This window comes from uncultured Mucilaginibacter sp., assembly GCF_913773635.1.
Taxonomy (GTDB): Bacteria; Bacteroidota; Bacteroidia; order Sphingobacteriales; family Sphingobacteriaceae; genus Mucilaginibacter.
This window is the reverse complement of record NZ_CAJYGQ010000012.1, coordinates 113556-138339: the sequence shown is the minus strand read 5'-3', so window position 1 is coordinate 138339 and position 24784 is coordinate 113556. Positions and strand designations below refer to the sequence as shown.

Sequence of the window (24784 nt, the reverse complement as noted above, 5' to 3'; positions counted from 1 at the left end):
GGCTATCCAAGTATTTCCCCAACATGCTTTTTTATATTGACCGAAATTTTATCCAGCGGCAAATCATTTTCATCAAATCCAAACGGGTCTTCAATCTCCTCAGCAATCAATTCAATACTTGCCAGCACATAAAGCACAAATGCAATAATTGGGATGATGTAGTAATGAAGTTCAAAAGCCCAGGTAAGCGGCAAGCTCATCACAAAAAAGAAAATAAACTTTTTAATGAACGTACCATAGTTGTAAGGTATAGGCGTGTTTTTGATACGTTCGCAGGCTCCGCAAATATCAGTGAAAGACATTAATTCGGCATTAATGCTTATCAATTGCCCGGTATCAATAGATCCACCATTTAATTGATAAGCACGCCCTATCATAGCCGATGCCACCTGATTGGGCAAATGCTGAGTAGAATAAAAACCGGCGCCTATGGCGTTTTCGTTATTGCGATCGCGAAGGTGATCTCTTAACGTTTCTGCATACAGAGGTATATGTTGGTTGAAAAACTGCCTGTCGGCATCATTACCTAAATGCTTTACCTTAATGGCCAGGTTACGACTGTTATTTACTAGTGCTCCCCAAAGTTTACGCCCTTCCCACCAACGGTCATAAGCCGAGTTTATACGAAAGGCTAGCAGTAATGATAAAACAAAACCCAACGTTGAATGCACAACACTGGTTTTGTGAATTACACTGCTATCGGGCAAATGAATGTAATCAAGCAATAACCACGTAGTTAAAGCAGAATATAAACCCACTCCAATCATCAGCGGAAAAAGCTTACGCAGTGTATCAGACTTATGGAAGCGAAACAGAAAGGTGAACCAATCTTTAGGGTTATACGTGATCATGCGGTTATAGATTTGGCAGCATCGGCCAGGTGAATTGCAGCGGTGTATACATCAGTAAATGTGTTATAAAGCGGTACCGGACTCAACCTAATTACATCAGGTTCGCGCCAATCGCCTATTACACCCTGCTTAACCATATAGTCAAATATGGCTTTACCGCTATGCTTACATATTACCGATAACTGACTGCCACGTTGACATACATCAGTTGGAGTAATAATTTTAAATAATTCATAATCAATACCTTGATTTACTTGCTTAATTAAATACTCCAGGTAATCGGTTAGATTCGTTGCCTTATTATACAATGCATTTATACCTCCTGCTTCTTCAAATATGTCAAGTGACGCCTTATGTGCAGCCATCAATAAAATGGGACTTGTGCTAACCTGCCAGCCTTCGGCACCAGCTTCAGGCTCAAAGCCTGGGGCCATTTTAAAGCGGGTATCGTTACGGTACCCCCACCAGCCAGCAAAACGATTTAATTCCTTGTTTTGGTGATTACGCTCATGCACAAATACGCCACTTATACCGCCAGGCCCTGAGTTCATGTACTTGTACGAACACCAACAAGCAAAGTCGGCCTCCCAATCATGAAGTTGCAACGGAACATTACCCGCAGCATGTGCCAAATCAAACCCTGCAATTGCACCAGCTTCGTGCGCTGCTTGGGCAATTGCTTTTAAATCAAAAAGCTGCCCTGTATAATAATTTATACCGCTAAACAGCACCAATGCAATCTCATTTCCGTTATTTTCAATAACGTCCAATATATCCTGTGTATGAAGTGTGCTTTCGCCACTACGTGGAAATATTTCAATAATAGCGTTGGCGGGGTCAAAACCGTGAAATCTCACCTGACTTTCTACTGCATACTGATCAGATGGAAAGGCACCACCTTCCATCACAATTTTATACCTGCCATTTCTGGGCTGGTAAAAGCTCACCATCAGTAAGTGCAAATTAATGGTAAGTGAATTCATCACAGTTACTTCTGCCGGTTTTGCACCTACAATATTTGCCAGTGCAGGTAATAATTGTTTGTGATAACCAAGCCATGGGTTATCACCTTGAAACCAACCTTCAACGGCTAAATTATGCCACTCGTTTAACTTATCGCCTATGTACTGTTGAGTCGTTTTAGGTTGCAATCCTAATGAGTTACCGCATAAGTAAATAGCATCATTACCATTGTGCTTTGGGATTAAAAATTGCTCTCGAAAGCCATTTAAAGAATCCTGTGCATCAAGCCGGGCAGCAAATTGGGCAGTGTTTTGAAATTCCATTAGTCAATTATACAAAAAAGGCAGGTTTAACCTGCCTGTATTTTATAGATCAACTTTCTCATGTTCGCCCGGTTCAAATTTTGTTCCGGTTATTACTGCTTTCATCCACTTAAACGCCAGGCCTAATGCTCCTGCGCTGTTATCCCAATATTCAGCATCGCTAATGTCAACCTTAAGCAAAATGAGTTTAGGGTCTTCAACTCCGTGCTTAAAAAAGGCTTCGATAAACGGATCCCAAAGTTCATGCATCTTTGCTCTGTCATCAACAAGCTGAGCTGTACCATTTATGCTGATGTATGTATTTGCACTTGAATTGGAATAAGTAACGTTCACCTTATTGTCAATAGAGATTTCGGCAACCTTAGGTGAGAACTCATTGGTAAAGAACCACAAATAACCTTCCACATCAAGTTGTGCAGTAGCCATTGGCCTGCTGTGAAAACCATCGGCAGTGCCGAAAGTAGTTAGCATTGCTGTTTTTGATTTATCAATAAGCGTACGCAGATGATCGATATTTTCAAGTTTTTTTAATTCATTCTGATACTCCATGGCGAGATATTTTAGTTTGATAACTTAATAACCCGCCAGCATGAGTTTTGATTGAATTTTATTTATTTGGTTTGCTTACATAAGCATTGCCCTTAACATAAAAGCGATATGGCAGCAGTGCATCTTCCTTAGCATAAGCTACGCCAATGCGCGGAACTGCAGCAACTTCATGTTCCGCAAAGCTTAACCCACGATCCTCAATCCAAATAGTATCACTTTGAAAGCTTACACTATTAAGCTTACGTGTTATACCCAAAGCCTTACCTACCGAACCTGGTCCGGCGGTGATATTATGCTTTACAACGGCCATATTACGCCTGTATAGTAAAGCGTCAATCCCTTCTGTAGGATTTATTGCCCTAATAAGTACAGCATGCGGCTGCCCCTCCACAGATGTTACAACGTTAAGCATCTCGTGTATTCCATAGCAAAGGTACACATAGGCAATTCCACCACGCTCAAACATGGTTTGAGTACGGGGCGTTAAGCGATTACCGTAAGCGTGCGAGGCCTTATCAACAACTCCATTATAAGCTTCTGTTTCAACAATGTAACCGCCGCTAACTACACCGTCAATGCAGGTAAGTAGATACTTACCAAGTAAATTACGGGCAACACTGGTTACCTCATTACTTAGGTAAAAACTTTCAGGCAACTTCTTCATTAAGTATGGATTGTATTAGTTTGCTGATCTCGGCTCCACGAGTATAAACCATATCATGACTGCCTTCATTCACTATATGGGTGGCTGTTGTTATTCTTCGATGTGGAAATATCAAATCCTTATTACCAATGATGTGATAAATTTTGGCATTAAGAGGCTTTGGCAGCCAGTGAAGAATAGCGTGCATAGCCCAGCGCATAAATGCTGGGGAAGTGTTTTTTATCATATCTGCAAACAGAGACCCGGCTTTACCTTTGGTATCGCCAAACAAGGGTTTTATAATGCCGCCCATAGTTGTGTAAAATCCATGAGGAATTATTTTGTAAATTGGAACTTTACGAAAAAATTTAAAGTAGGCCGGTATTTCATCTGCTGATTTGATACTCGATATGATGATGGCCTTACGAAGGTTGAGCAGCGTACTTATTTCAACCGTCATCACCCCTCCTAACGAAACTCCTAAAACATTTGCCCCATTTGTGATATAATAAGTCTGTATCAGTTTATGAGCGTAAGAAGATATAGTGTCTGAAGATTCAGGCTCAATCCAGTCTACATGAACAAGTTCGTAGCCAGGCAGGTCAAGCTTGTTAAACAAACGCCTGTCGGCACCAAGTCCTGAAATAAGAAAGAGTTTGTTCATTTAAAACTTAATGAGCTTCACCAGTTCTTCAAGGTATAAAGCATCTGTTTCATCAAACTGATCAAGCATTTCACTGTCAACGTCTAAAACGCCCATTACCTCTCCATTGTGTAATAGTGGTACAACAATTTCTGATTGCGACAACGAACTGCAGGCAATATGGCCGGGAAAAGCTTCAACATCAGGTACTACAAGGGTTTTCTTTCGTTCCCACGCAGCACCGCACACTCCTTTGCCCAAGCCTATACGCGTGCAAGCCACCGGGCCTTGAAAAGGCCCTAATACCAATTGCCCTTCTTTAACCAAATAAAAACCAACCCAAAACCATTTGAATTGCTCTTTAAGTGCTGCCGCCATATTAGCCAGGTTAGCTGTTTGGTCGGTTTCGCCATGCAAAAGCGCTTCTATTTGAGGTATGAGCGATTGATATTGCGCTGCTTTATCAGTTGATTGAATGATGTTCAAGTCTTCGGCCATGGCACAAATGTAAGCAGGTGCCCATAAAAGTAAATAAGGTGAATATCATATTTAATTGTTTATTTCGCTTAGTAATGATTGTTAGCCTCACTATAGTACGTTACCGGAAAGCATTTGTACCTTTTGCACTTTTTGCCATGGCCATTCACCGGTTTCCGCTTATGCTGCAAAAAGGCTGTACTTTTTGGAAACTAATGGGCTGTGGGCGCAACGGAACTTTCGACCTCTCGCCCGATTGGCAGCAATGGGGCTTACTTGCAGTTTGGCAAAGCAGGGCCGACTATGAAGCGTTTGAGAAACGCTCATTTATAGCATCATGGTGGAGAAAGCTTACCATAGAAAGCTGGACTATGCTAGCCGAGCCGCTACAAAGCCACGGAAAATGGGATGGACAGGATCCGTTTAATGGCGCGCTAAAGCATGAATATGATGGCCCGGTTGCTGTTTTAACACGTGCCACTATAAGATTAAACCGTTTAAAAAACTTTTGGAGCCACGTTGACCAGGCAGCAGCCTTTATGACAAAAGCGCAAGGCTATATCACATCTGTTGGAATTGGCGAAGCACCCGTATACAGGCAGGCTACATTTTCGGTATGGGAGAGCCTTGATGATGTTAAGGCGTTTGCCTACAAAAGCCGCGAGCATGCCGAGGTTATAAAAAAAACACGCGCTGAGAACTGGTATAGTGAAGAGCTGTTTGCACGTTTTAAACCTGTAGCTGCCTGGGGTACTTTAAACGGCCAGGATCCGTTGCAGGGAAAAGTTAAATTTAAATAACACATGAGAGTAATTGCCGAAATACCCCATACAGATTTTAAGGTTTCCATATTTAACATGAACCGAAAGTTCATCATTAAAATTGAGCAAGGCGCCTTTGAGCAAACTTATAAGGTTGCTGAAGCTGACCTGATGGATGGCGTAAACAGTGTATTTGAATTACTGGATGAAACCTTTTACGCCACCGTTACTGCACGCTTTACTGACATGCGTAAGGATTGGCGCGAAACATTCAACAGATATAATTAGATCCGGAATTTAAATTCTCTTACAAATTCCCATGGCCCACCCCTGTACTCAAACAGAGCCAGGCCGGTTCCTATTGCTTCAAATGGTTCAAAATCATTTTCCAATTGAGCTTTAAGCAACATTGCGGCATCATGGGTAACCTTGTTTTGTATAGTGATGTGAGGCCAAAGCTTCTGCTTGTCTTGCGGAATTAACCAGGGTTGCCAAAGTTGCTGCAAATAATTGTGTAGTTGCTTTAACTGCATACACTCAATATCAAAAGCCACACCGTTGCCAATACTTTTAACAGCTTTTATATGGAGTTGCATTGTTGTTTGATTTGATGCAGCAAATTCAATATCCTCTATGATTTGAGCTTCATGAGCAGGCAAGTTGTGAAAAAGGGTTAAATGAGCGTCTAAATAGTTCCGCTCAGGTGGAAAGTGTGCCTTTCTTAATCGGTTAAAATATTGTTGACTGGGCTCATCAAGCGTTAATGTAAGTATTAAAGGCACATCATTCATACCTCCGTAAACGCATTTTTGGTATATGTGTTCACTACATATGGAAATGCTGCGGTGCAAGCATCTCTATGGCATCATTAATTTGAACAAGATGACGTTGCTGGTGCACTACCAACACGCGCAATAAATCTCCTAATTTTAAACGGATTAGCCTGGTAATACTCATTGGTACGCGCAAAGTGTTCAAATCATAATGCTGTGCCTGCTCAATTATAGCGGCTAGTTTTATCTGGTTCTGCAAAAAGCTGCTCAGCACGTTTTCAGCATCAAGGTGCGGGGCAGGAATATAATCTTTGAATGCCTTAGTTTTATTGCTCACTTTACCTGCAGCATCGGGCTGCATTATTTCTGTTAAATAGCCGCCAATGCGTCCGGAGGTAAATTTTAAATTGTCATTATTATGCACTCGTTTGTGCTTGCTAAAGGCCTTTTCAATTTCGGGCAAATAAAAATTGTGGTAAAAATTGAGATGCTCCAACACTTGCGCTATGCTCCATTTGCCGGGTGCAGGAGCAGTATTTAAGATTTTTTCATCTGGTGTTAAATTGCTGATTGCATTAGTTACCATTTGCAAATCAGCTTTCAACGCATTCAAAAATTGCAATGAATTAAATTGTGACATGAGCTTAATTGAGTTTGGGCAAATTAACTGCTTTAAATGCCTAAAAATCTTGACCTATGCCATTGTTTTTAACTTCATCCATTTTGCCTAACAATTTACTGAAGGTAGCAGGATCAACGCCTATATATGAAGCCAGATACTTGTGCGGAACGAGATTGAATATAAACGCGCTTCTCTTGAACAATGCGTTCAGCTTATCGGTGGCCGAATAAACGCTTAGCTCCTTTTGTCGTTCCAATACACCTGCAAGCGTATGACTTAGCAGTATACGCAACCAGCGTTCAACCTGAGGGTACTGCTCCGTAACTTGCATAAAGTGAGTATTACTTATTCTCAGCAAACGGCTTGAGGTAAGCGTTTCGAAATTCATGGTTGAAGCACGCTGCAATAAATAGCTATCAACCACCCCACCAAATGAACCGGGATAAAAGAATACTATCGTAGTTTCCTTACCTTGGTAGTTGCAATAACATCTTTGTACACCTTCACTTACAACGTACAGATAACGCTCAGTATCACCTTCAATAGTTAAGTTAAGCTTCCGCTTGCAATTAACAACTTGCCAGTGGGGTAACATTGCTTCAAAGGCCTGCCTGTCAAATGCTTGAACGCCATTAAATACCTCTAAGAGGCATTCAATATCCGGTTGTGTTATGTTCGAAGATGTGTGCAAAATTTATTTACAAAATAATAACGATTACATGCATTTTTTACTTGCATAAATAAAATATATTTGAATACTTTGCACAAAATTCTAAAACAAATTACATTATTTATAAAATGAATATCCAAAGCATAATAAGGCCATTTACCGCAGCAGTAACTGCCCGGTTTGCCATTGCTTTGAACGTTACTGTTTTAGTTAATTTTCCGTCTCGACGACGATTATTCATTCCAAGGGTTTGAGAAAGTTTCTACTTTCACCACAACCCAAACGGAACACACGCGTTCCACTATTAAACAACCTTTGTTTTATTTCAGGCTTTAAGCCGATAGTTTGACGGTAATACGTTTAATTACTCATGACTTTACAAGATTTTGATATAATAGTTGCGTCTGAGAAACATGTTGATTACGCCCCTCAAATTTGTGATGAGATGGCGGCATCAGCTAAAGCACGCGGCACCGGCATTGCACAACGTTCGCCAGAGTATGTTGCTAATAAAATGCTTGAAGGCAAAGCCGTAATTGCCTTACATAAAGATGGTACCTGGGCCGGCTTTTGCTATATTGAAACCTGGAGCCATGGCGACTTTGTGGCCAACTCGGGTCTCATTGTTAACCCCGAGTTTAGGAAAGTAGGTTTAGCAAAGGCGGTAAAAATGGCTGTATTCCAGTTATCGCGCAATAAATATCCGCACGCTAAAATATTTGGTTTAACAACCGGTTTGGCCGTAATGAAAATTAACTCTGAACTAGGTTACGAGCCGGTTACCTATTCAGAACTTACTCAGGATGAAGATTTTTGGAAAGGCTGCCGCAGTTGCGTTAATTACGATATTCTAACATCTAAAGAACGCAAAAACTGCATGTGTACCGCCATGCTGTGGGACCCGGAAGACAAGCAAAAACAGCTTGAAGAAAACCTTAAAAAAATAACTCATAAGGCTACCTTATTAGAGCGTATTGAAAACGCGCTTAAAAAAAGCCTCAAGAACATACATTTTTAATACAAAGTACATTACATATTACAACCGTATAATGAAGAAAAAAGTAGTTTTAGCCTATAGCGGCGGATTGGATACCTCATTTTGCTGCATCTACTTAACCCGCGATTTGGGTCATGAAGTACACTCGGTAATTGTAAACACCGGTGGTTTTAGCGACGAAGAACTAAAGCAGGTTGAAGAGCGCGCGTTTAAAATGGGCGTTACCTCGCACCACGTAGTTGATGAAACTGAAAACTTTTACAACACTTGTGTACGCTACTTAATTTACGGAAATGTATTAAAAAATAACACTTATCCTCTATCAGTTAGTGCCGAGCGTGTTAGCCAGGCAACAGCTATTGCCAATTACGCCAAAGAAATTGGTGCCGAATATGTGGCACACGGTAGTACCGGTGCCGGTAATGATCAGGTCCGTTTTGACATGATCTTTAATATCTTGGTACCTAATGTACAGATATTGACTCCTATACGTGATTTGAAATTGAGCCGCGAGGAAGAGATTGACTACCTGAAAAAGCATGGTGTTGAGATGAATTTCGAAAAAGCCAAATACTCTATCAACAAAGGTATTTGGGGAACATCAGTTGGTGGTAAAGAAACCTTAACTTCAAACTTAGGTTTACCTGAGGATGCGTGGCCTACCCCGGTTACCTCAACAGATACCAAGCACATCGAGCTTGAATTTAAGCAAGGTGAACTGGTAGGTATTGATGGCACTTCTTACGATCATCCTGCAAAAGCGATACAGGCATTACAAGCCATTGCACAACCTTACGGCATTGGCAGAGATATTCACGTGGGCGATACTATTATTGGTATAAAAGGACGCGTGGGCTTTGAAGCTGCTGCGCCTATTGTGATCATCAAGGCACACCACACGTTGGAAAAACATGTGTTGACCAAATGGCAACTATCATGGAAAGACCAACTATCGTCGTTCTATGGCAACTGGTTGCACGAAGGCCAGTTCCACGATCCTATTATGCGTAACATTGAGGCTTTCCTAAATGATACACAGGCAAACGTTACCGGTAAGGTATTTATTGAACTAAATCCATATCGTTTCCAGGTTACCGGTATTGAATCTGACCACGATTTAATGTCGAACAAATTTGGCAGCTACGGCGAAATGAACAACGCCTGGAGCGGTGAAGATGTAAAAGGCTTTTCCAAAATATTTGGTAACCAGGTGATGATTTACCACAAGGTAAACGGCCAGAATGAAAATTAAAAGAATAGATATTGATGAGGTAAATCTGGTGTCTGATCTCTTTGACCAGTACAGGGTGTTTTATAAGCAGCCGTCAGATAAAGCTGCATCAACATCATTTCTTTCACAGCGTTTAAGCAATAAGGAGTCGGTAATATTTGTGGCGTTAAATGAAGTGAATCAACCGGTTGGCTTTACCCAGCTCTATCCAAAGTACTCATCGGCCAGGCTTTCAAAAAACTGGATATTGAATGATTTGTACGTTGACGAAGCTTACCGAAAAAGAGGGATTGGCAAACAGTTGATTAAAACAGCAATGGCGTTTGGGATACAAACCGGCGCAACGTTTATTCAGTTGGAAACACAAAAAGAAAACTACACTGCGCAAAGCCTTTACAAAGCCATTGGCTTTGAACAGCAAGTGGCAACCGACGATTTTTTATTATTCAAAATAATCCTATAAAATGGCTAACATAAGAGCAGGTGTTATTGGCGGAGCAGGTTACACCGGAGGCGAGTTATTGCGCATTTTGGTGAATCACCCACAGGTTGATATTGCCTTTGTGCATAGCAACAGCAATGCCGGCAATTATATTTATGAAGTACACACCGATTTATTTGGTGATACCGAACTAAAATTTACCGGTGAGTTATTACACGATATTGATGTATTGTTTTTATGCGTTGGTCATGGCGATGCGCGTAAGTTTTTAGAGGCAAATCCTTTTCCTGAGACTGTTAAGGTAATTGACTTGAGTCAGGATTTTAGGCTGAAAAATAAATCTAAGATCGATTCGCGCCAGTTTGTTTACGGTTTGCCTGAATTGAACCGTGACAGTATTAAACAGGCCAACAACATTGCTAACCCAGGTTGTTTTGCAACCTGTTTACAATTAGGTTTATTACCATTGGCTGCCAGCAATAATTTGAATGCCGAAGTACACATAACAGCTACAACCGGTTCTACCGGTGCAGGACAAAGCTTAGCCGCAACGTCGCACTTCACCTGGCGTAATAACAATGCTTCAGTTTATAAAGCATTCGATCATCAACATTTGAATGAAATTGGCGAATCGCTTACGCAACTGCAGCCAGGTTTCGATAAGGATGTTAACTTCATTCCGTACCGTGGCGACTTTACCCGAGGCATTATAGCCTCGATATATTTAGATAGCGACCTAACCGCCGAGGATGCGGTTGAGTTATACAGCGATTATTACGCCGCTCACCCCTTCACTCACGTAACCAACCGCAACATTGACCTGAAGCAAATTGTGAATACTAATAAATGCTTCATCCAGGTACAAAAAAAGGGCAACAAATTATTCATCATCAGCATTATGGATAACCTGTTAAAAGGAGCATCGGGCCAGGCGGTACAGAATATGAACTTGATCTTTGGTTTAGAAGAGACGGCTGGCTTGCGTTTGAAAGCTGCTGCGTTTTAACCTTTTACCCTTAACCTCAAAAAAATGAATTTATTCGACGTATATCCAATCAATCCCATCAACATTGTTAAAGGTGTTGGCAGCTTGGTTTATGATGATAAAGGAACTGAATATTTGGACTTATATGGTGGTCACGCCGTAATATCAATTGGGCACACCAACCCGCATTATGTAAAGCGTTTGGAAGACCAGTTACATCAAATTGGTTTTTACTCAAACTCAATAGAGATACCCTTGCAAAAGCAACTGGCCGAAAAGTTGGGCAAGGTATCGGGCAAGGAAGATTACCAGCTGTTTTTGTGTAACTCAGGTGCCGAAGCCAATGAGAATGCCTTGAAACTGGCATCATTTTACAATGGTAAAAAGAAGATCATCGCTTTCCGTAAAGCATTCCATGGTCGTACTTCATTAGCAGTTGCCGCCACTGATAATCCAAAAATTGTTGCCCCGGTGAATGAGACCGACAACGTAATATTTTTGCCTTGGTGCAATGAAGCCGCTTTAGAGCAGGCATTTGCAGAAAATGAAATATCATCGGTTATCATTGAAGGTATTCAAGGCGTAGGCGGTATACAGGTAGCTACCGAAAGCTTCCTGCAAAAAATAAGATCATTGTGCGATGAGCATAATGCGGTATTCATTGCCGACTCTGTACAGTGCGGTTATGGCCGTACCGGTAAGTTTTACTCACATGATTTTGCCGGTGTCGATGCCGATATCTACAGCATGGCGAAAGGCATGGGCAACGGTTTCCCAATTGGCGCTATCAGTATTTCACCTAAAATAAAACCGGCGTATGGTATGCTGGGCACTACGTTTGGCGGCAACCATTTGGCTTGTGCTGCTGCCTTAGCAGTATTAGAAGAAATTGAGCAAAACAACTTAATGCAAAATACTGCCGAAGTTGGCGGATACCTGATAGAAGAACTTAAAAAGTTTGAACAGGTAAAAGAAGTTCGTGGTCGTGGTTTAATGATTGGTATTGAGTTGCCTGAAGAACTGGCCCATGTACGAAAAGAGCTACTGAACAAGCATCACATATTTACCGGTGAGGCAAAGCCAAACGTGGTAAGGCTGTTGCCTGCACTGAATTTAACTAAAGCACATGCCGACCAATTTTTAACAGCATTTGCAGCAGTTTTAAAATCTGCATCAGTAACGGCATAAAATAATTTTCACCATTAATAGTACCCCTCCCCTTTGGGGAGGACGGGAGGGTTTCATGAAACAGTTTACATCAGTACACGACGTTAACAACATTAACGCCTTAGTGGCCGAAGCTTTGGAATTGAAAAGCAGTCCATATGCTTTTCAAGACTTAGGAAAGAACAAAACCATAGGTTTAGTATTTTTAAACCCAAGCTTGCGTACCCGCATGAGTACGCAAAAAGCCGCGCTTAATTTAGGCATGAACGTAATGGTGCTTAATATTGATAAAGAAGGCTGGGCGCTGGAACTACAGGATGGTGCCGTGATGAATGGCACTACCGTTGAGCACGTACGCGAAGCCGCTGCCGTTTTAGGTCAGTATGTTGATATAATTGGTGTGCGCTCATTCCCTGGACTTAAAAATCGTGAGGAGGATTATACCGAGCAGGTGTTTAACAAATTTGTTGAATATTGTGGCGTACCAGTTGTAAGCCTTGAATCGGCTACCCGCCATCCATTGCAGAGTTTGGCCGATTTAATAACTATCACCGAGCTTAAAACGGTTGATCGTCCTAAAGTAGTGTTAACCTGGGCGCCTCACATTAAAGCATTGCCACAGGCCGTACCTAACTCCTTTGCCGAGTGGATGTGTAAAGCCGACGTTGATTTTGTAATTACTCATCCGGAGGGTTACGAATTAAGCGAAGACTTCACGCGAGGCGCAACAATTACCCATAACCAGGATGAAGCACTTGCCGATGCCGATTTTATTTATGTAAAAAACTGGTCGGCTTATGAGCCTTATGGCGCAGTTACCGGCACTCACCCTGGGTGGATGCTCAACAACGAGAAACTGAAAGCAACTAATGATGCTAAAGTGATGCACTGCTTGCCTGTTCGCCGTAACCTGGAGCTATCTGACGAAATACTGGACGGCCCAAACTCTGTGATTATACACGAGGCAGGTAACCGAGTTTGGGCTGCTCAGGTAGTACTTAAGCAATTGTTGCAAAGCTTGTAAAATGTATACCCCAAAAAGCTTTGAGTTAAATGATGTTAGCGAGGCTGTTGCTTTTATGAAGCAATACAGCTTTGCTACATTGATTAATATAAGCGGCAATATACCCGAGGCCACTCACCTCCCCTTTTTGATTAAACAACAAGGTGAGCAGGTGACCTTATCTTCCCATTTGGCCAAGGCCAATCCACAAGCTGAATATATAGCTAACGGAACATCGCTGGTAATTTTTACCGAGCCGCATGCATACATATCTCCTGCCCATTATGAAAAAGAGCTGAACGTACCAACCTGGAATTACATAGCAATACATGCCTACGGTGAAGCCACAGTGATTACAGACGAAGCAGAACAATTACAAGCACTCGAAGAAATGATAGGTTCATATGACATGGCCTATCTTAAGCAATGGGCCGGTTTGCCTTTGGACTATAAATTAAAGATGTGCAAGGGAATCGTAGTGTTTGATATCAAAATAAGCGATTTACAGGGCAAAAAGAAACTCAGCCAAAACCGTACATCTACTGATCGTGATGCTATCATCAAAGCCTTTTCTCAAAGTCCCGATTTCAATGAGCAAGTGATAGGCGGCTACATGCAAGCCGAAGTTCATAAATAGCCTTTAGTATTTTTGGAGTAAAATACGTCTATTCCCTTCTGAAACATCGACACTTTTTGCAGCATCAATTTGAAGAAAACTATGCTTGCGGTTAACTTCTCTGCCATTTTGACAATTAAAATACAATTGGAACAAGCCTTGTTAAAACCATTATAGTCAAATAATAATATCAAAAAATAATCATATGCAGGAAAAAGGAACAATTTCGATTCACACCGAAAATATCTTCCCCATCATTAAAAAGTTTTTATACTCTGATAACGAGATTTTTTTGCGTGAGCTTGTATCAAACGCAGTTGATGCTACCCAAAAAATGAAGCGTTTATCGTCTTTAGGTCAGTATAACGGCGAATTAGGTGAATTACAAGTTGAAGTTGCGTTAGATGAAACAGCCAAAACCATTACCATATCTGATAACGGTATTGGTATGACCGCTGATGAGATAAAAAAATACATAAATCAAATTGCATTTTCGGGTGCAACTGAATTTATGGAAAAGTTCAAAGAGGCTAAAGACGCTAACGAAATCATCGGACGCTTCGGTTTGGGCTTTTATTCTGCCTTTATGGTTGCCGATCAGGTTGAGATTAACACGTTATCTTACCAGGAAGGTGCAGAACCTGCACGCTGGACTTGTGACGGCAGTACTGAGTTTGAGATTACTGAAGGCACACGCACCACACGCGGTACCGACATTATTTTGCATATTAACAAAGATTCGGAAGAGTTTGTAAGCAAGCAAAAGCTACAGGAAATTTTAGACAAGTATGCTAAGTTTTTACCTGTGCCAATTAAGTTTGGTGAGCGTACAGATCAGGTTCCTGATGGTGAGGACGAAGAAGGCAAGCCGAAATACATGTCGGTAGTTAGTGATAACATCATAAACGAAACCACGCCTATATGGACCAAAGCACCGTCAGAACTTAAGGATGAGGATTACCTGCAGTTTTACAAAGAGCTTTATCCATTCTCTGAAGAGCCATTGTTCTGGATTCACCTGAATGTTGACTATCCGTTCAACCTTACCGGTGTACTATACTTCCCTAAGGTTAAGAATGACTTTGATTTCCAACGCAACAAAATCAAATTGTTCTCTCGTCAGGTATTTATAACTGATGAGGTTAAAGATATTGTTCCTGAGTTTTTGATGCTATTGCACGGTGTTATCGATTCACCGGATATTCCGCTGAACGTATCGCGCAGTTTCTTACAGGCTGATAGCAATGTGAAGAAAATCAATACTTACATCACCAAAAAAGTTGCTGATAAGTTAAGCGAAATTTTCAAAGCTGACCGTAAAGCTTATGAAGAAAAATGGAGCGACATAGGTTTATTTGTGAAGTATGGTTACGTAAGCGATGATAAGTTCAATGAGAAAGCTAAAGACTTTGTTTTATTGACCAACACCGCCAAAGAAAACTACACATTAAACGAGTACAAGGAAAAAGTTACAGCAGCACAAACTGATAAGGACGGGCAATTAGTTTATCTATATACTAATGAGCCGGAAAAGCAGGATTCATTTATACAATCGGCTACTAAAAAGGGATATGATGTGTTGGTGATGAACTCCCCTATTGACAATCATTTTGTTAGCCAGTTGGAACAAAAACTCGAAAAAACTTCATTGAAACGGGTTGATGCTGATGTTGCTGATAAATTGATTAAAAAAGATGATGCACCGGCAACAGTATTGACTGACGACCAGGTTACCCAGGTTAAAAGCGTATTTGAAAAGGCAATTACCAAGCCTGGCTTTAAGGTTGAACTGGAAAGCCTTAACCCCGATGAATTACCGGTAACCGTAACCATGGACGAGTTTATGCGCCGCATGAAAGATATGGCTCAAATGGGGGGTGGTATGAGTTTTTACGGAAACCTGCCAGACAACTATAAGGTTGTAGTAAACGGAAACCATAAACTTATAAGCCGCATTTTGGAAACCGGTGATGAGAATGAGCAAGCCCAATTAGCAAAGCAAGCTTTTGATTTAGCTTTACTTTCACAAGGTTTATTAACCGGTGCCGAGCTTACCGAGTTTGTTAACAGAAGCGTAAGCTTGATATAAGCTGCTTAAATATGTAATGAAGCCTGAAAGCGTAATGCTTTCAGGCTTTTTTTGTTAAAAATACTTAGGCTGTATTTGTAACAAGGTTTTGTCAATGTTATCTAAAAATTAAACGCTAAATTCACGTACTTAACCACTGACCCCACATTTATGCTTAGCATTCGCAACATTGTAAAACAATACGCCGGTCATCGCGCGTTGGATGATGTTAGCCTTGAGGTGCCGGCTGGCCAAATATTTGGTCTTTTAGGCCCTAATGGCGCCGGCAAAACCTCTCTTATCCGCATCATTAACCAAATTACAGCACCCGACTCGGGTGAAATTCTATTTAACGGCGAAAAGCTCAATCAATCACATATTGAAAGAATAGGCTACATGCCAGAGGAGCGCGGGCTATATAAAAAAATGGCCATAGGCGAGCAGATTGTTTACCTAGCACGCCTTAAAGGTTTAAGCCACGCCGAGGCTACTCGCCGTATAAAAAACTGGTTTGAAAAGCTACAAATTCAAGACTGGTGGAATAAAAAGGTTGAAGAACTTTCAAAAGGTATGCAGCAAAAGGCGCAGTTTGTTGCCACCGTTTTACATGAACCTGATTTGATTATTCTTGATGAACCGTTTAGTGGATTTGATCCGGGTAATGCAGAAGTGATAAAAAACGAAATAATTGAGCTCAATCAAAAAGGTGCAACCATACTCTTTTCAACGCACCGCATGGAATCTGTTGAAGAGTTGTGCAGCTCAATTGCATTAATACATAAATCACACAAGATACTTGACGGACGTATAAAAGACATACGCAATTCATATCGTAATGCAACCTACCTCATTGAGTATAGCGGCAATGCCTTAAGTATGAACGGCAACCAACCATTCACCACTATTGATGAAGCCTTTAATGATGAGACCCATACATTGCGTTTAAAACTAAATGAGGGTGCCACCTCAAATGACGTTTTGCAATACCTCATTCCGCAGGTAAGCGTTAATCGCCTGCAGGAAATTATACCAAGCGTTCACGAAATATTTATTCAGCAAACCAAATAAGCTTAGTCACATGAACAAAGTTTTACTCATTATACAACGCGAATATTTATCGCGTGTGCGCAAAAAAGCATTTTTAGTTACGGTGTTTTTGGTGCCCGTTCTTTTGTTGGCAATGTATGCTGTAATGTACCTTATTTATAAAAACAGCAGCGAGCTTAATGCCATTCGTACGGTTAAGGTTTTAGATGAAACCGGCCAGTTTGCCGGCAAAATGCAAAATAAGCCAACCATTAAATTTGAGGATGTAAATAAACCTTTGGCTGAAGCCCGTAAAGATTTAAAAACGCATAAAGATGATATTTTGCTGTACATACCCAAAGACTACGAGAGCCTCAAATCTATACAGCTACTTTCTGAGAAGAAACCGAACATAACCGTATCAATGGCCATTGAGCGGCAGCTGAATGATATAGCCACTAATAACAACATGATTGCTCGCGGTATAGACACGGCAAAAATTAAGGATGTCAAAAGCAACATAAGCATTAGTGCCAAAGAGGTTACAGACAGTGGCGACAAAGAATCAAACGTAGGTGCTTTGTATGGTGTTGGTGTAGCAGGTGCCATTATCATTTACCTGTCGTTATTCATTTACGGCGCACAGGTTATGCGTGGTGTTATTGAAGAAAAAACCAATCGAATTATTGAAGTAATTGTATCATCGGTTAAGCCATTCCAATTAATGCTTGGCAAAATTATAGGCGTAGCACTTGTAAGCCTGACTCAATTTTTAGCCTGGATTGTGCTTTCTGTAGTAGTAAGTTACATTGCCAACAAATATTTCAATGCTCCGCAAAGCCCTATGCTGGGTGTATTCGCATCATTAAAGGGTGTGCCGTTTGGGTACATCGTAAGTTGCTTCTTGTTTTATTTTCTTACCGGATTTTTACTGTATAGCGCCCTGTTTGCAGCCGTAGGTTCTGCAGTTGACAGTGAATCTGAAACGCAGCAGTTTATGTTCCCTATTACCATGCCGCTATTGTTTACTTACCTTATATCTGTAACGTTCCTGGCTCAAAACCCCGATAGTACACTGGCCTTTTGGTTGTCTATCATACCGTTCACTGCTCCGGTAGCTATGATGGTTCGTTTGCCATTTGACCCTGATCCATGGCAGGTAGGCCTATCAATGGGCTTGATGGTAATTGGCTTTATTTTTACCGTTTGGGTAGCAGCACGTATATATCGCGTTGGTATTTTAATGTACGGAAAAAAAGCAAGTTACAGCGAGTTAGTAAAGTGGTTTTTCTACAAAGAATAATGCTGATAACCATTTACTATTAATGTTATTTTAAGCTTTTCACCATGTGGAAAGCTTAAAACATTTTATGGGGTTTGTACATTTAAGCCGTATGCTTCCATCTACTAACAATGTACCTGCTTTGAATAATTATAAAAACCGTGTGGCTGTAATGGATTTGGGCACCAACACCTTTCACCTAACCATTGCCGAGCCTGATGAAGGCTTCTTCAAAGTAATACATCACGAGCATCTTGGCGTAAAACTGGGCGAAGGTGGAATTAATGAAGGAACTATCCAACCCGAGGCATTTGAACGAGGGTTAGCCGCACTAAAGAACTTCAAACTACTTATTGACAGGCATGAAGCCAAAGCGATAAAAGCAATTGCTACATCAGCTATGCGCAGCGCATCAAATGGCCAACATTTTATAAGTGAGGTTTATGATGCAACAGGGATTCAAATAGAAACGATTACAGGCGACAAGGAAGCAACTTACATTTATGAAGGTGTGAAAGCTTCAGGATGTTTAACGGATGCTGACAGCCTGATTATTGATATAGGCGGCGGTAGTGTTGAGTTTATTATATGTAATGCCAACTGCATACACTACAAACAGAGCTTTGAAGTAGGCGCTGCACGCTTGATGGCTTTGTTCCACCATTCTGATCCTATATCAGCTGTTGAAATAAGCAACTTGACTGGATACCTCGACGATAAATTAAGTCCGTTGTATGAAGCAGCATCCGGATATCAAATTAATAATATTATTGGATCTTCGGGCGCATTTGAAACGTTTGCTGAGCTAATTGAGCGTAGCGAAGATCACGAATTTGACATAAGCAATTACATTACTTACCGCTTTACGGATGGAAAATTGAACAACATCTTAAACAAAATCATTGATTCTACGCATAGCGAACGTGAATCTAACAAAGGTATAGCTACTATTCGGGTTGATATGATTGTAGTAGCGGCACTATTATCCCGCCACTTGTTACACAAATTAAACGTAAGCAACGTTTTAATGACGGCTTATTCCCTTAAAGAAGGTGTGCTGGCCGGATTAGTAAGCACTGATAACATTTGATTATTTAGCTTTGAATAAGCCAAATTTAAGGATACAATATATTGCTCTCACGCCATCTTTCCACCCGATTTTCTTGCCTTCGTAATAGGTTCGACCATAATAAGATATGCCTACCTCGTATATACGTATATGAGGTATACGCGACATTTTGATGGTTACCTCAGGTTCAAATCCAAATCTCTTTTCGGTTAACTTAAGGCCTTGTACCATGCTGGTTTTAAATAGCTTATAACATGTCTCCATATCGGTTAAATTCAAATTTGAAAACATGTTTGAAGCCAGTGTTAGCCAACGGTTGCCAATGGTATGCCAAAAAAACAATATCCTGTGCGGGTTGCTGCCCATAAATCTTGAGCCGTAGACTACATCTGCAAAGCCATTTACAACAGGTTTAAGAAGGTCGTTGTACTCGGCCGGGTCATACTCTAAATCGGCATCTTGTATAATCAAATATTCACCCGTTGCCTTCGATATACCGGTATGTAAAGCAGCACCTTTACCCTGATTTACATCGTGTTTATAATATTTGATTTCGATTTCAGGGTTTTGGCTTATGTAGCGCTGCACAGCTAATTCCGTATCATCTGTAGAACAGTCATTTACTATAATTACCTCTTTCTGTATATCATTAATTAATTCAACTGCTTTAACCTTATTTAAAATAAGATGAATGGTACGGCCTTCGTTGTAGGCGGGTATCACAATTGATAACTTACTTATAATCATAGGCAATTTTTCGTGTATCATGCACTGAAGCTCCTTGTGCATGGTCATATTCATGTATTACACGGAAGCTTATTAAATCACAAACGTACAAAAGTAAGGGCAAAAGTACATCATCAGTAAAAATGCTTTAATTTGTAGCGTAAAGTAAACTGTTAAATATGCTCGATAATCTGGATTGGTATAATATCATGGTAATTGACATTGAAACCGTACCTCAATACGGTAGTTATGACCAGGTTCCGGAAAACTTAAAGCATTTGTGGGAGAAAAAAACAACTTATCAGCGCAAAGACGAAACAGCCGAAGACTTTTATCGCAATGCCGGTATTCAAGCCGAATTTGGTAAAATCATTTGCATATCGGTAGGAATGTTTACACGGGAGGGCGGTCTGAGGGTAAAATCCTTTGCTTCACATCACGAAGAAGAATTATTAGCCAATTTTGCGGGCATGTTGAGCAAAAGATCTCATAACTTGGTTTTGTGCGGGCATAACGCAAAAGAATTCGATTTTCCATACATATGCAGGCGCATGTTGGTTAATGGCATAAGGCTACCATTGCAACTACAAATTGCCGGTAAAAAGCCATGGGAAATTTGCCACTTGGATACTATGGAGCTATGGAAATTTGGCGACTACAAAAACTTCACCTCACTTAACTTAATGGCAGCCATATTTAACATACCTACCCCCAAAGATGATATTGATGGTAGCATGGTTGGGCATGTGTACTGGGTAGATAATGCACTTGAACGCATATGCGCCTACTGCCAGAAAGACGTTGTGGCAACAGCTCAACTGTTAAAGCGCTTTAAGGGCGAAGAGCTCATTGAAGAAGACATGGTTACCATTGTTGAATAATATTGCCTGCAAAACTATATTAAGTAAACATCCTTATTGCATATAGCGTGCTTCACATAAATGATTTACATATTAGCTTTAATACGACAAACGGCATGTTTGAGGCTGTAAAGGGTATTTCATTTAGCATAAAAAAAGGCGAAACGTTAGGCATAGTGGGTGAATCGGGATCAGGCAAATCTGTTACATCATTAGCCATAATGCGTTTGCTTAATGAAGAGCAAAGCAATATTACCGGCAACATACTGTTTGATGGCGTTGAGCTAAGTAAGCTAAGCGAGCAGGATATGCGTAAGATAAGAGGTAATCGCATTGCCATGGTTTTTCAGGAACCCATGACCTCTTTAAACCCGGTTTTAAAATGCGGCACTCAAGTGACTGAGGCTATAAAGCTTTATCGTAAACTAAGCAGAAGTGATGCACATAACGAAGCCGTAAAGCTCTTTAACGAAGTACAGCTTCCCCGGGCCGAAAGCATATTTGATAGCTATCCTCACCAGCTTTCAGGTGGTCAGCGGCAGCGTGTAATGATAGCCATGGCCCTGTCATGCAACCCTGAATTATTAATTGCCGATGAGCCCACCACCGCACTTGATGTAACCGTACAGAAAACAATTATTGATTTGCTGCTTAAGATTCAAGCTAAGCGCAACATGGCGCTCCTGTTTATATCGCATGATCTAGGCGTTGTAAGCCAGGTAGCCGATAAGGTTTTAGTGATGTACAAAGGGCAGGTAGTTGAACAAGGCATTGCCAGGCAAGTATTTCAACATCCACAGCATCCTTACACCCAAGGGCTTCTGGCCTGCAGGCCAACGGTAAACCGTCAGCTAAAAACGTTGCCCGTAATTAGCGACTTCTTGAAAGTTGAACGTGACGGCTCACTAACCAGCACAGGATTGAACATAGCAAGCCTGGAACGCCGATTGGCTGTTGATACTACAGTGGCTGAACATCATAAGAAATCCTTATTTAATCAGGAACCCATTTTAAAGGTGACTGATCTTTGCACATGGTTTCCTGTAAAATCAGGGTGGTTCTCCTCAAAAAAAGAATATATTAAGGCAGTAAATAATGTAACATTCGATGTTTATCCTGGCGAAACATTAGGATTGGTAGGCGAATCAGGCAGCGGAAAAACCACACTTGGCCGCAGTATACTCAGACTTATTGAACCTACCTCCGGACAGGTAAATTATAAGGGAACAGATATCAGAATGTTGTCTGCCGATGCGTTAAGGAAAATGCGCCGGCAAATCCAAATTATTTTTCAAGACCCATATTCTTCTTTAAATCCACGGCAAACCATAGGTCAAATTCTTACAGAACCAATGCAGGTTCATGATTTACATCAAGATAACGCTTTGCGTAAGCAAAAAGCGCTTGAATTACTTGAACGTGTGAATCTAGCTGCCGAACATTTTAACCGCTATCCTCATGAATTTTCGGGCGGGCAACGGCAGCGGGTAGTCATTGCACGGGCCCTGGCACTTCAACCCGAATTTATAATATGCGACGAATCAGTTTCGGCGCTTGACGTTTCCGTACAAGCGCAAGTACTCAACTTACTTAAACAGTTACAGCGCGATTTAGGGTTAACCTACATTTTCATTTCGCATGATTTATCGGTAATCAAGCACATATCTGACCGCATTATGGTGATAAATAAAGGGCAAATTGAAGAAATTGCAGATGCTCAACAGCTTTATCAAAATCCAAAAACACCTTACACTCAAAAGCTTATTGCCTCCATTCCGCAAATAAGTATTTAACAAATTAATTGTTGCGCAACTTTAACAACTTACGCTTGTTATTGAATACATAAAACTGCTTATGCATTACATTGCATATATTAGCAACATACTGTTAGCCTAATGTCGAAAAAGAAAAACATAGCTCCTTCTGTAAAACAGGTTCTTACACAGCTTGTGCTGGATGTATTTGAGCAAAACGGAAAGGAAGCTTTAAACTATAAACAAATCTCATCCAAGCTAAACATCCGCGAGCCTGAATCGCGCGAGACGATCCTGGAAATACTTAAGGAAGAAGCCAAAAAGAAAACTTTGCAGGAAGTGTCGCCCGGTAAATTTAAGTTACTCGAGCTTAAAACCTTTGTTGAAGGGCGGGTAGATATGACCGCCGATGGTTCGGCTTTCATCGTCACTGATGATGAATTTGAGAACGACATTTTTATAGCCCCCCGTAAAGTGCGCACTGCGCTCAACGGCGACCGCGTTAAAGTTTACGTTTATGCTAAAAGCAAAGGCAAGCGCAAGGAAGGTGAAGTAATGGAAATTATTAAGCGCGCTAAAATGGAGTTTACGGGTGTTGTAAAAATATCTGAGCGCTTTGCATTTTTCATACCTGACGACCGCAAGATGCTTCACGATATTTTTATACCGCTGAGTGACCTTAACGGTGCCAAAAACGGCATGAAAGCCGTAGCCGCTATTACCGATTGGCCACCACAAGCCAAAAACCCAATTGGTACCATTAAAACCATATTAGGAACGCAGGGGGAAAACGATACGGAAATGAACGCCATTTTGGCCGAGTATGGTTTTCCGCTAACCTTCCCTGCTGAGGTTGAGGCAGAAGCTGAGAATATAGCAGATGACATAACTGATGAAGAAATAGCTAAACGCCGTGATTTTAGAGAGGTGCTTACCATTACTATTGATCCGTTTGATGCAAAAGATTTTGATGATGCCATTTCCTTCCAAAAGCTTGATAACGGCAATTACGAAATTGGTGTACACATTGCCGACGTTGCGCACTACATTATCCCCGATTCGGCTTTAGATAAGGAAGCTTATGAACGTGGAACTTCGGTTTACCTGGTAGACCGCGTGATACCCATGCTGCCTGAGCGATTATCAAACGGATTGTGCTCGCTTCGTCCGCATGAAGACAAATTGTGCTTCGCAGCTGTCTTTGAAATGAATGATGCCGGGCAAGTGCTGAGTGAATGGTTCGGAAAAACCGTTATTCATTCCAACCGACGCTTTACTTATGAAGAAGTGCAGGAAATTATAGAAGCTGGCGAAGGTGAGTACTCTGATGAAATAAAGATTTTGAATGCCGTGGCTTATAAGCTGCGCGAGCAAAAGTTTAAAAACGGAGCAATAAGTTTTGAAAGCACCGAGGTTAAATTTAAGCTGGATGAGCAAGGCAAGCCTACTGGCGTTTATGTAAAAGAACGTAAAGACGCGCACAAACTTATTGAAGACTTCATGCTGCTGGCTAACCGCAAGGTTGCCGAATTTGTAAGCAAAAAAGGTAAGGGACGTAAAAAGAAATTTCCGTTTGTGTACCGTGCTCACGATGCACCTAACCCCGAGACGTTAGGAAATTTTGCACAATTCGCCGCACGTTTCGGCTATCGCATCAATATGAAATCGGACCGGGAGATTGCAAAATCGCTTAACCATTTAATGACTGATGTTGAGGGTAAAAAAGAGCAGAACGTGCTTACACAACTGGCAATACGTTCAATGGCCAAAGCTATATACACCACTAAAAGCAGTAGCCATTACGGCCTTGCATTTGACCATTACACCCATTTTACATCGCCCATACGCCGCTACCCCGATGTAATGGTGCACCGCCTGCTGTTTCATTATTTAAATGGTGGCGAGCCAGTAAATGCCGAGCATTACGAAGCACTATGTAAACACAGCTCAGATATGGAGAAAAAAGCTGCTGATGCGGAGCGCTCCTCAGTGAAATACAAACAGGCTGAGTTCCTACAAGATAACATCGGAAGTGAATTTACAGGCGTTATCTCGGGAGTTACGGAATGGGGAATGTATGTGCAGATTACCGAAAATAATTGCGAAGGCATGATTAGACTGCGTGATATATCAGACGACTTTTATACCTTAGACGAAAAAAATTACGCCATTATTGGTCAGCGAAAAAAGAAAGTCTATCAACTAGGTGACGAAGTCCGAATTAAAGTAAAAAACGTAGATCTTACCAAAAAGCAAATTGATTTTTCGCTGGTGCTTGATTAG

At 41.1% G+C, this 24784-nt stretch carries 26 protein-coding genes; 16 read left to right on the top strand and 10 right to left on the bottom strand.

Annotated features, from left to right (window positions below; genetic code table 11):
- Positions 1–2: 2 nt before the first annotated feature.
- The 6 genes from QZ407_RS15230 to QZ407_RS15205 are packed head-to-tail and all read right to left on the bottom strand — an operon-like array spanning position 3 to position 4470.
- Positions 3–851 (bottom strand): bestrophin family ion channel, encoded by an 849-nt coding sequence (locus tag QZ407_RS15230; RefSeq protein ID WP_295772592.1) that lies wholly within the window; start codon positions 849–851, stop codon positions 3–5.
- Positions 848–2137, bottom strand: coding sequence for a kynureninase (kynU, locus tag QZ407_RS15225; protein WP_295772590.1), 1290 nt, complete (start codon positions 2135–2137; stop codon positions 848–850). Before kynU ends, QZ407_RS15230 begins: the two co-directional genes overlap by 4 nt.
- 42 nt (positions 2138–2179) lie before the next feature.
- Positions 2180–2686 (bottom strand): pyridoxamine 5'-phosphate oxidase family protein, encoded by a 507-nt coding sequence (locus QZ407_RS15220; RefSeq protein WP_295772588.1) that lies wholly within the window; start codon positions 2684–2686, stop codon positions 2180–2182.
- Between the two features lie 58 nt (positions 2687–2744).
- On the bottom strand, positions 2745–3350 hold the full coding sequence (locus QZ407_RS15215; RefSeq protein WP_295772586.1) for a DNA-3-methyladenine glycosylase: 606 nt from the start codon (positions 3348–3350) through the stop codon (positions 2745–2747).
- Complete coding sequence (locus tag QZ407_RS15210) at positions 3334–3993, bottom strand: alpha/beta hydrolase (RefSeq protein WP_295772584.1); 660 nt, start codon at positions 3991–3993, stop codon at positions 3334–3336. The genes QZ407_RS15215 and QZ407_RS15210 overlap by 17 nt, the downstream gene beginning before the upstream one ends.
- Entirely contained in the window at positions 3994–4470 is a 477-nt protein-coding gene (locus QZ407_RS15205) for a GAF domain-containing protein (protein WP_295772582.1), read from the bottom strand.
- Between the two features lie 74 nt (positions 4471–4544).
- Between QZ407_RS15205 and QZ407_RS15200 the strand changes: the two genes are divergently transcribed.
- Together QZ407_RS15200 and QZ407_RS15195 are read left to right on the top strand one after the other, a co-directional pair.
- Positions 4545–5249, top strand: coding sequence for a DUF3291 domain-containing protein (locus tag QZ407_RS15200; protein WP_295772580.1), 705 nt, complete (start codon positions 4545–4547; stop codon positions 5247–5249).
- A 3-nt stretch (positions 5250–5252) separates the two neighbouring features.
- Positions 5253–5498 (top strand): hypothetical protein, encoded by a 246-nt coding sequence (locus QZ407_RS15195; protein ID WP_295772578.1) that lies wholly within the window; start codon positions 5253–5255, stop codon positions 5496–5498.
- Here the strand turns inward: QZ407_RS15195 and QZ407_RS15190 are convergent.
- The 3 genes from QZ407_RS15190 to QZ407_RS15180 are packed head-to-tail and all read right to left on the bottom strand — an operon-like array spanning position 5495 to position 7296.
- A complete protein-coding gene (locus QZ407_RS15190; protein ID WP_295772576.1) occupies positions 5495–6001 on the bottom strand; it encodes a 2'-5' RNA ligase family protein in 507 nt (168 codons plus the stop codon). The genes QZ407_RS15195 and QZ407_RS15190 overlap by 4 nt on opposite strands.
- 34 nt (positions 6002–6035) lie before the next feature.
- A complete protein-coding gene (locus QZ407_RS15185) occupies positions 6036–6623 on the bottom strand; it encodes a DinB family protein (protein WP_295772574.1) in 588 nt (195 codons plus the stop codon).
- 40 nt (positions 6624–6663) lie between these two features.
- Positions 6664–7296, bottom strand: coding sequence for a Crp/Fnr family transcriptional regulator (locus tag QZ407_RS15180; protein ID WP_295772572.1), 633 nt, complete (start codon positions 7294–7296; stop codon positions 6664–6666).
- 349 nt (positions 7297–7645) lie between these two features.
- Between QZ407_RS15180 and QZ407_RS15175 the strand changes: the two genes are divergently transcribed.
- The 11 genes from QZ407_RS15175 (at position 7646) to QZ407_RS15125 (ending at position 19182) form a co-directional block, all read left to right on the top strand.
- The gene (locus QZ407_RS15175; RefSeq protein ID WP_295772570.1) at positions 7646–8293 is read left to right on the top strand and encodes a GNAT family N-acetyltransferase; all 648 of its coding nucleotides are present in this window, start codon (positions 7646–7648) and stop codon (positions 8291–8293) included.
- 31 nt (positions 8294–8324) lie between these two features.
- Positions 8325–9524 (top strand): argininosuccinate synthase, encoded by a 1200-nt coding sequence (gene argG / locus QZ407_RS15170; protein ID WP_295772568.1) that lies wholly within the window; start codon positions 8325–8327, stop codon positions 9522–9524.
- Complete coding sequence (locus QZ407_RS15165; protein ID WP_295772566.1) at positions 9514–9966, top strand: GNAT family N-acetyltransferase; 453 nt, start codon at positions 9514–9516, stop codon at positions 9964–9966. The genes argG and QZ407_RS15165 overlap by 11 nt, the downstream gene beginning before the upstream one ends.
- A 1-nt stretch (position 9967) precedes the next feature.
- On the top strand, positions 9968–10951 hold the full coding sequence (gene argC / locus QZ407_RS15160) for an N-acetyl-gamma-glutamyl-phosphate reductase (RefSeq protein ID WP_295772564.1): 984 nt from the start codon (positions 9968–9970) through the stop codon (positions 10949–10951).
- 24 nt (positions 10952–10975) lie between these two features.
- Positions 10976–12118 (top strand): aminotransferase class III-fold pyridoxal phosphate-dependent enzyme, encoded by a 1143-nt coding sequence (locus QZ407_RS15155; RefSeq protein WP_295772562.1) that lies wholly within the window; start codon positions 10976–10978, stop codon positions 12116–12118.
- A gap of 55 nt (positions 12119–12173) precedes the next feature.
- A complete protein-coding gene (locus QZ407_RS15150; RefSeq protein WP_295772560.1) occupies positions 12174–13121 on the top strand; it encodes an acetylornithine carbamoyltransferase in 948 nt (315 codons plus the stop codon).
- 1 nt (position 13122) lies between these two features.
- The gene (locus tag QZ407_RS15145) at positions 13123–13737 is read left to right on the top strand and encodes an FMN-binding negative transcriptional regulator (protein ID WP_295772559.1); all 615 of its coding nucleotides are present in this window, start codon (positions 13123–13125) and stop codon (positions 13735–13737) included.
- 184 nt (positions 13738–13921) lie between these two features.
- The gene (gene htpG, locus QZ407_RS15140) at positions 13922–15805 is read left to right on the top strand and encodes a molecular chaperone HtpG (RefSeq protein ID WP_295772556.1); all 1884 of its coding nucleotides are present in this window, start codon (positions 13922–13924) and stop codon (positions 15803–15805) included.
- A 150-nt stretch (positions 15806–15955) separates the two neighbouring features.
- Positions 15956–16852: an ATP-binding cassette domain-containing protein gene (locus QZ407_RS15135; protein ID WP_295772554.1), complete on the top strand. Its 897-nt coding sequence runs from the start codon at positions 15956–15958 to the stop codon at positions 16850–16852.
- A 10-nt stretch (positions 16853–16862) separates the two neighbouring features.
- Positions 16863–18113: an ABC transporter permease gene (locus QZ407_RS15130; RefSeq protein WP_295772552.1), complete on the top strand. Its 1251-nt coding sequence runs from the start codon at positions 16863–16865 to the stop codon at positions 18111–18113.
- Positions 18114–18159: 46 nt separating this feature from the next.
- Positions 18160–19182, top strand: a complete 1023-nt coding sequence (locus QZ407_RS15125; protein ID WP_295772550.1) for an exopolyphosphatase — start codon at positions 18160–18162, stop codon at positions 19180–19182.
- Here the strand turns inward: QZ407_RS15125 and QZ407_RS15120 are convergent, their stop codons facing one another.
- The gene (locus QZ407_RS15120; protein WP_295772548.1) at positions 19183–19929 is read right to left on the bottom strand and encodes a glycosyltransferase family 2 protein; all 747 of its coding nucleotides are present in this window, start codon (positions 19927–19929) and stop codon (positions 19183–19185) included.
- A gap of 137 nt (positions 19930–20066) precedes the next feature.
- On the opposite strand from QZ407_RS15120, the gene QZ407_RS15115 reads away from it, so the two are divergent.
- From QZ407_RS15115 to rnr, 3 genes are all read left to right on the top strand, one after another.
- Complete coding sequence (locus tag QZ407_RS15115) at positions 20067–20768, top strand: 3'-5' exonuclease (RefSeq protein ID WP_295772546.1); 702 nt, start codon at positions 20067–20069, stop codon at positions 20766–20768.
- Positions 20769–20815: 47 nt separating this feature from the next.
- Positions 20816–22540: an ABC transporter ATP-binding protein gene (locus tag QZ407_RS15110; RefSeq protein WP_295772544.1), complete on the top strand. Its 1725-nt coding sequence runs from the start codon at positions 20816–20818 to the stop codon at positions 22538–22540.
- Between the two features lie 102 nt (positions 22541–22642).
- Positions 22643–24784: a ribonuclease R gene (gene rnr, locus QZ407_RS15105; RefSeq protein ID WP_295772542.1), complete on the top strand. Its 2142-nt coding sequence runs from the start codon at positions 22643–22645 to the stop codon at positions 24782–24784.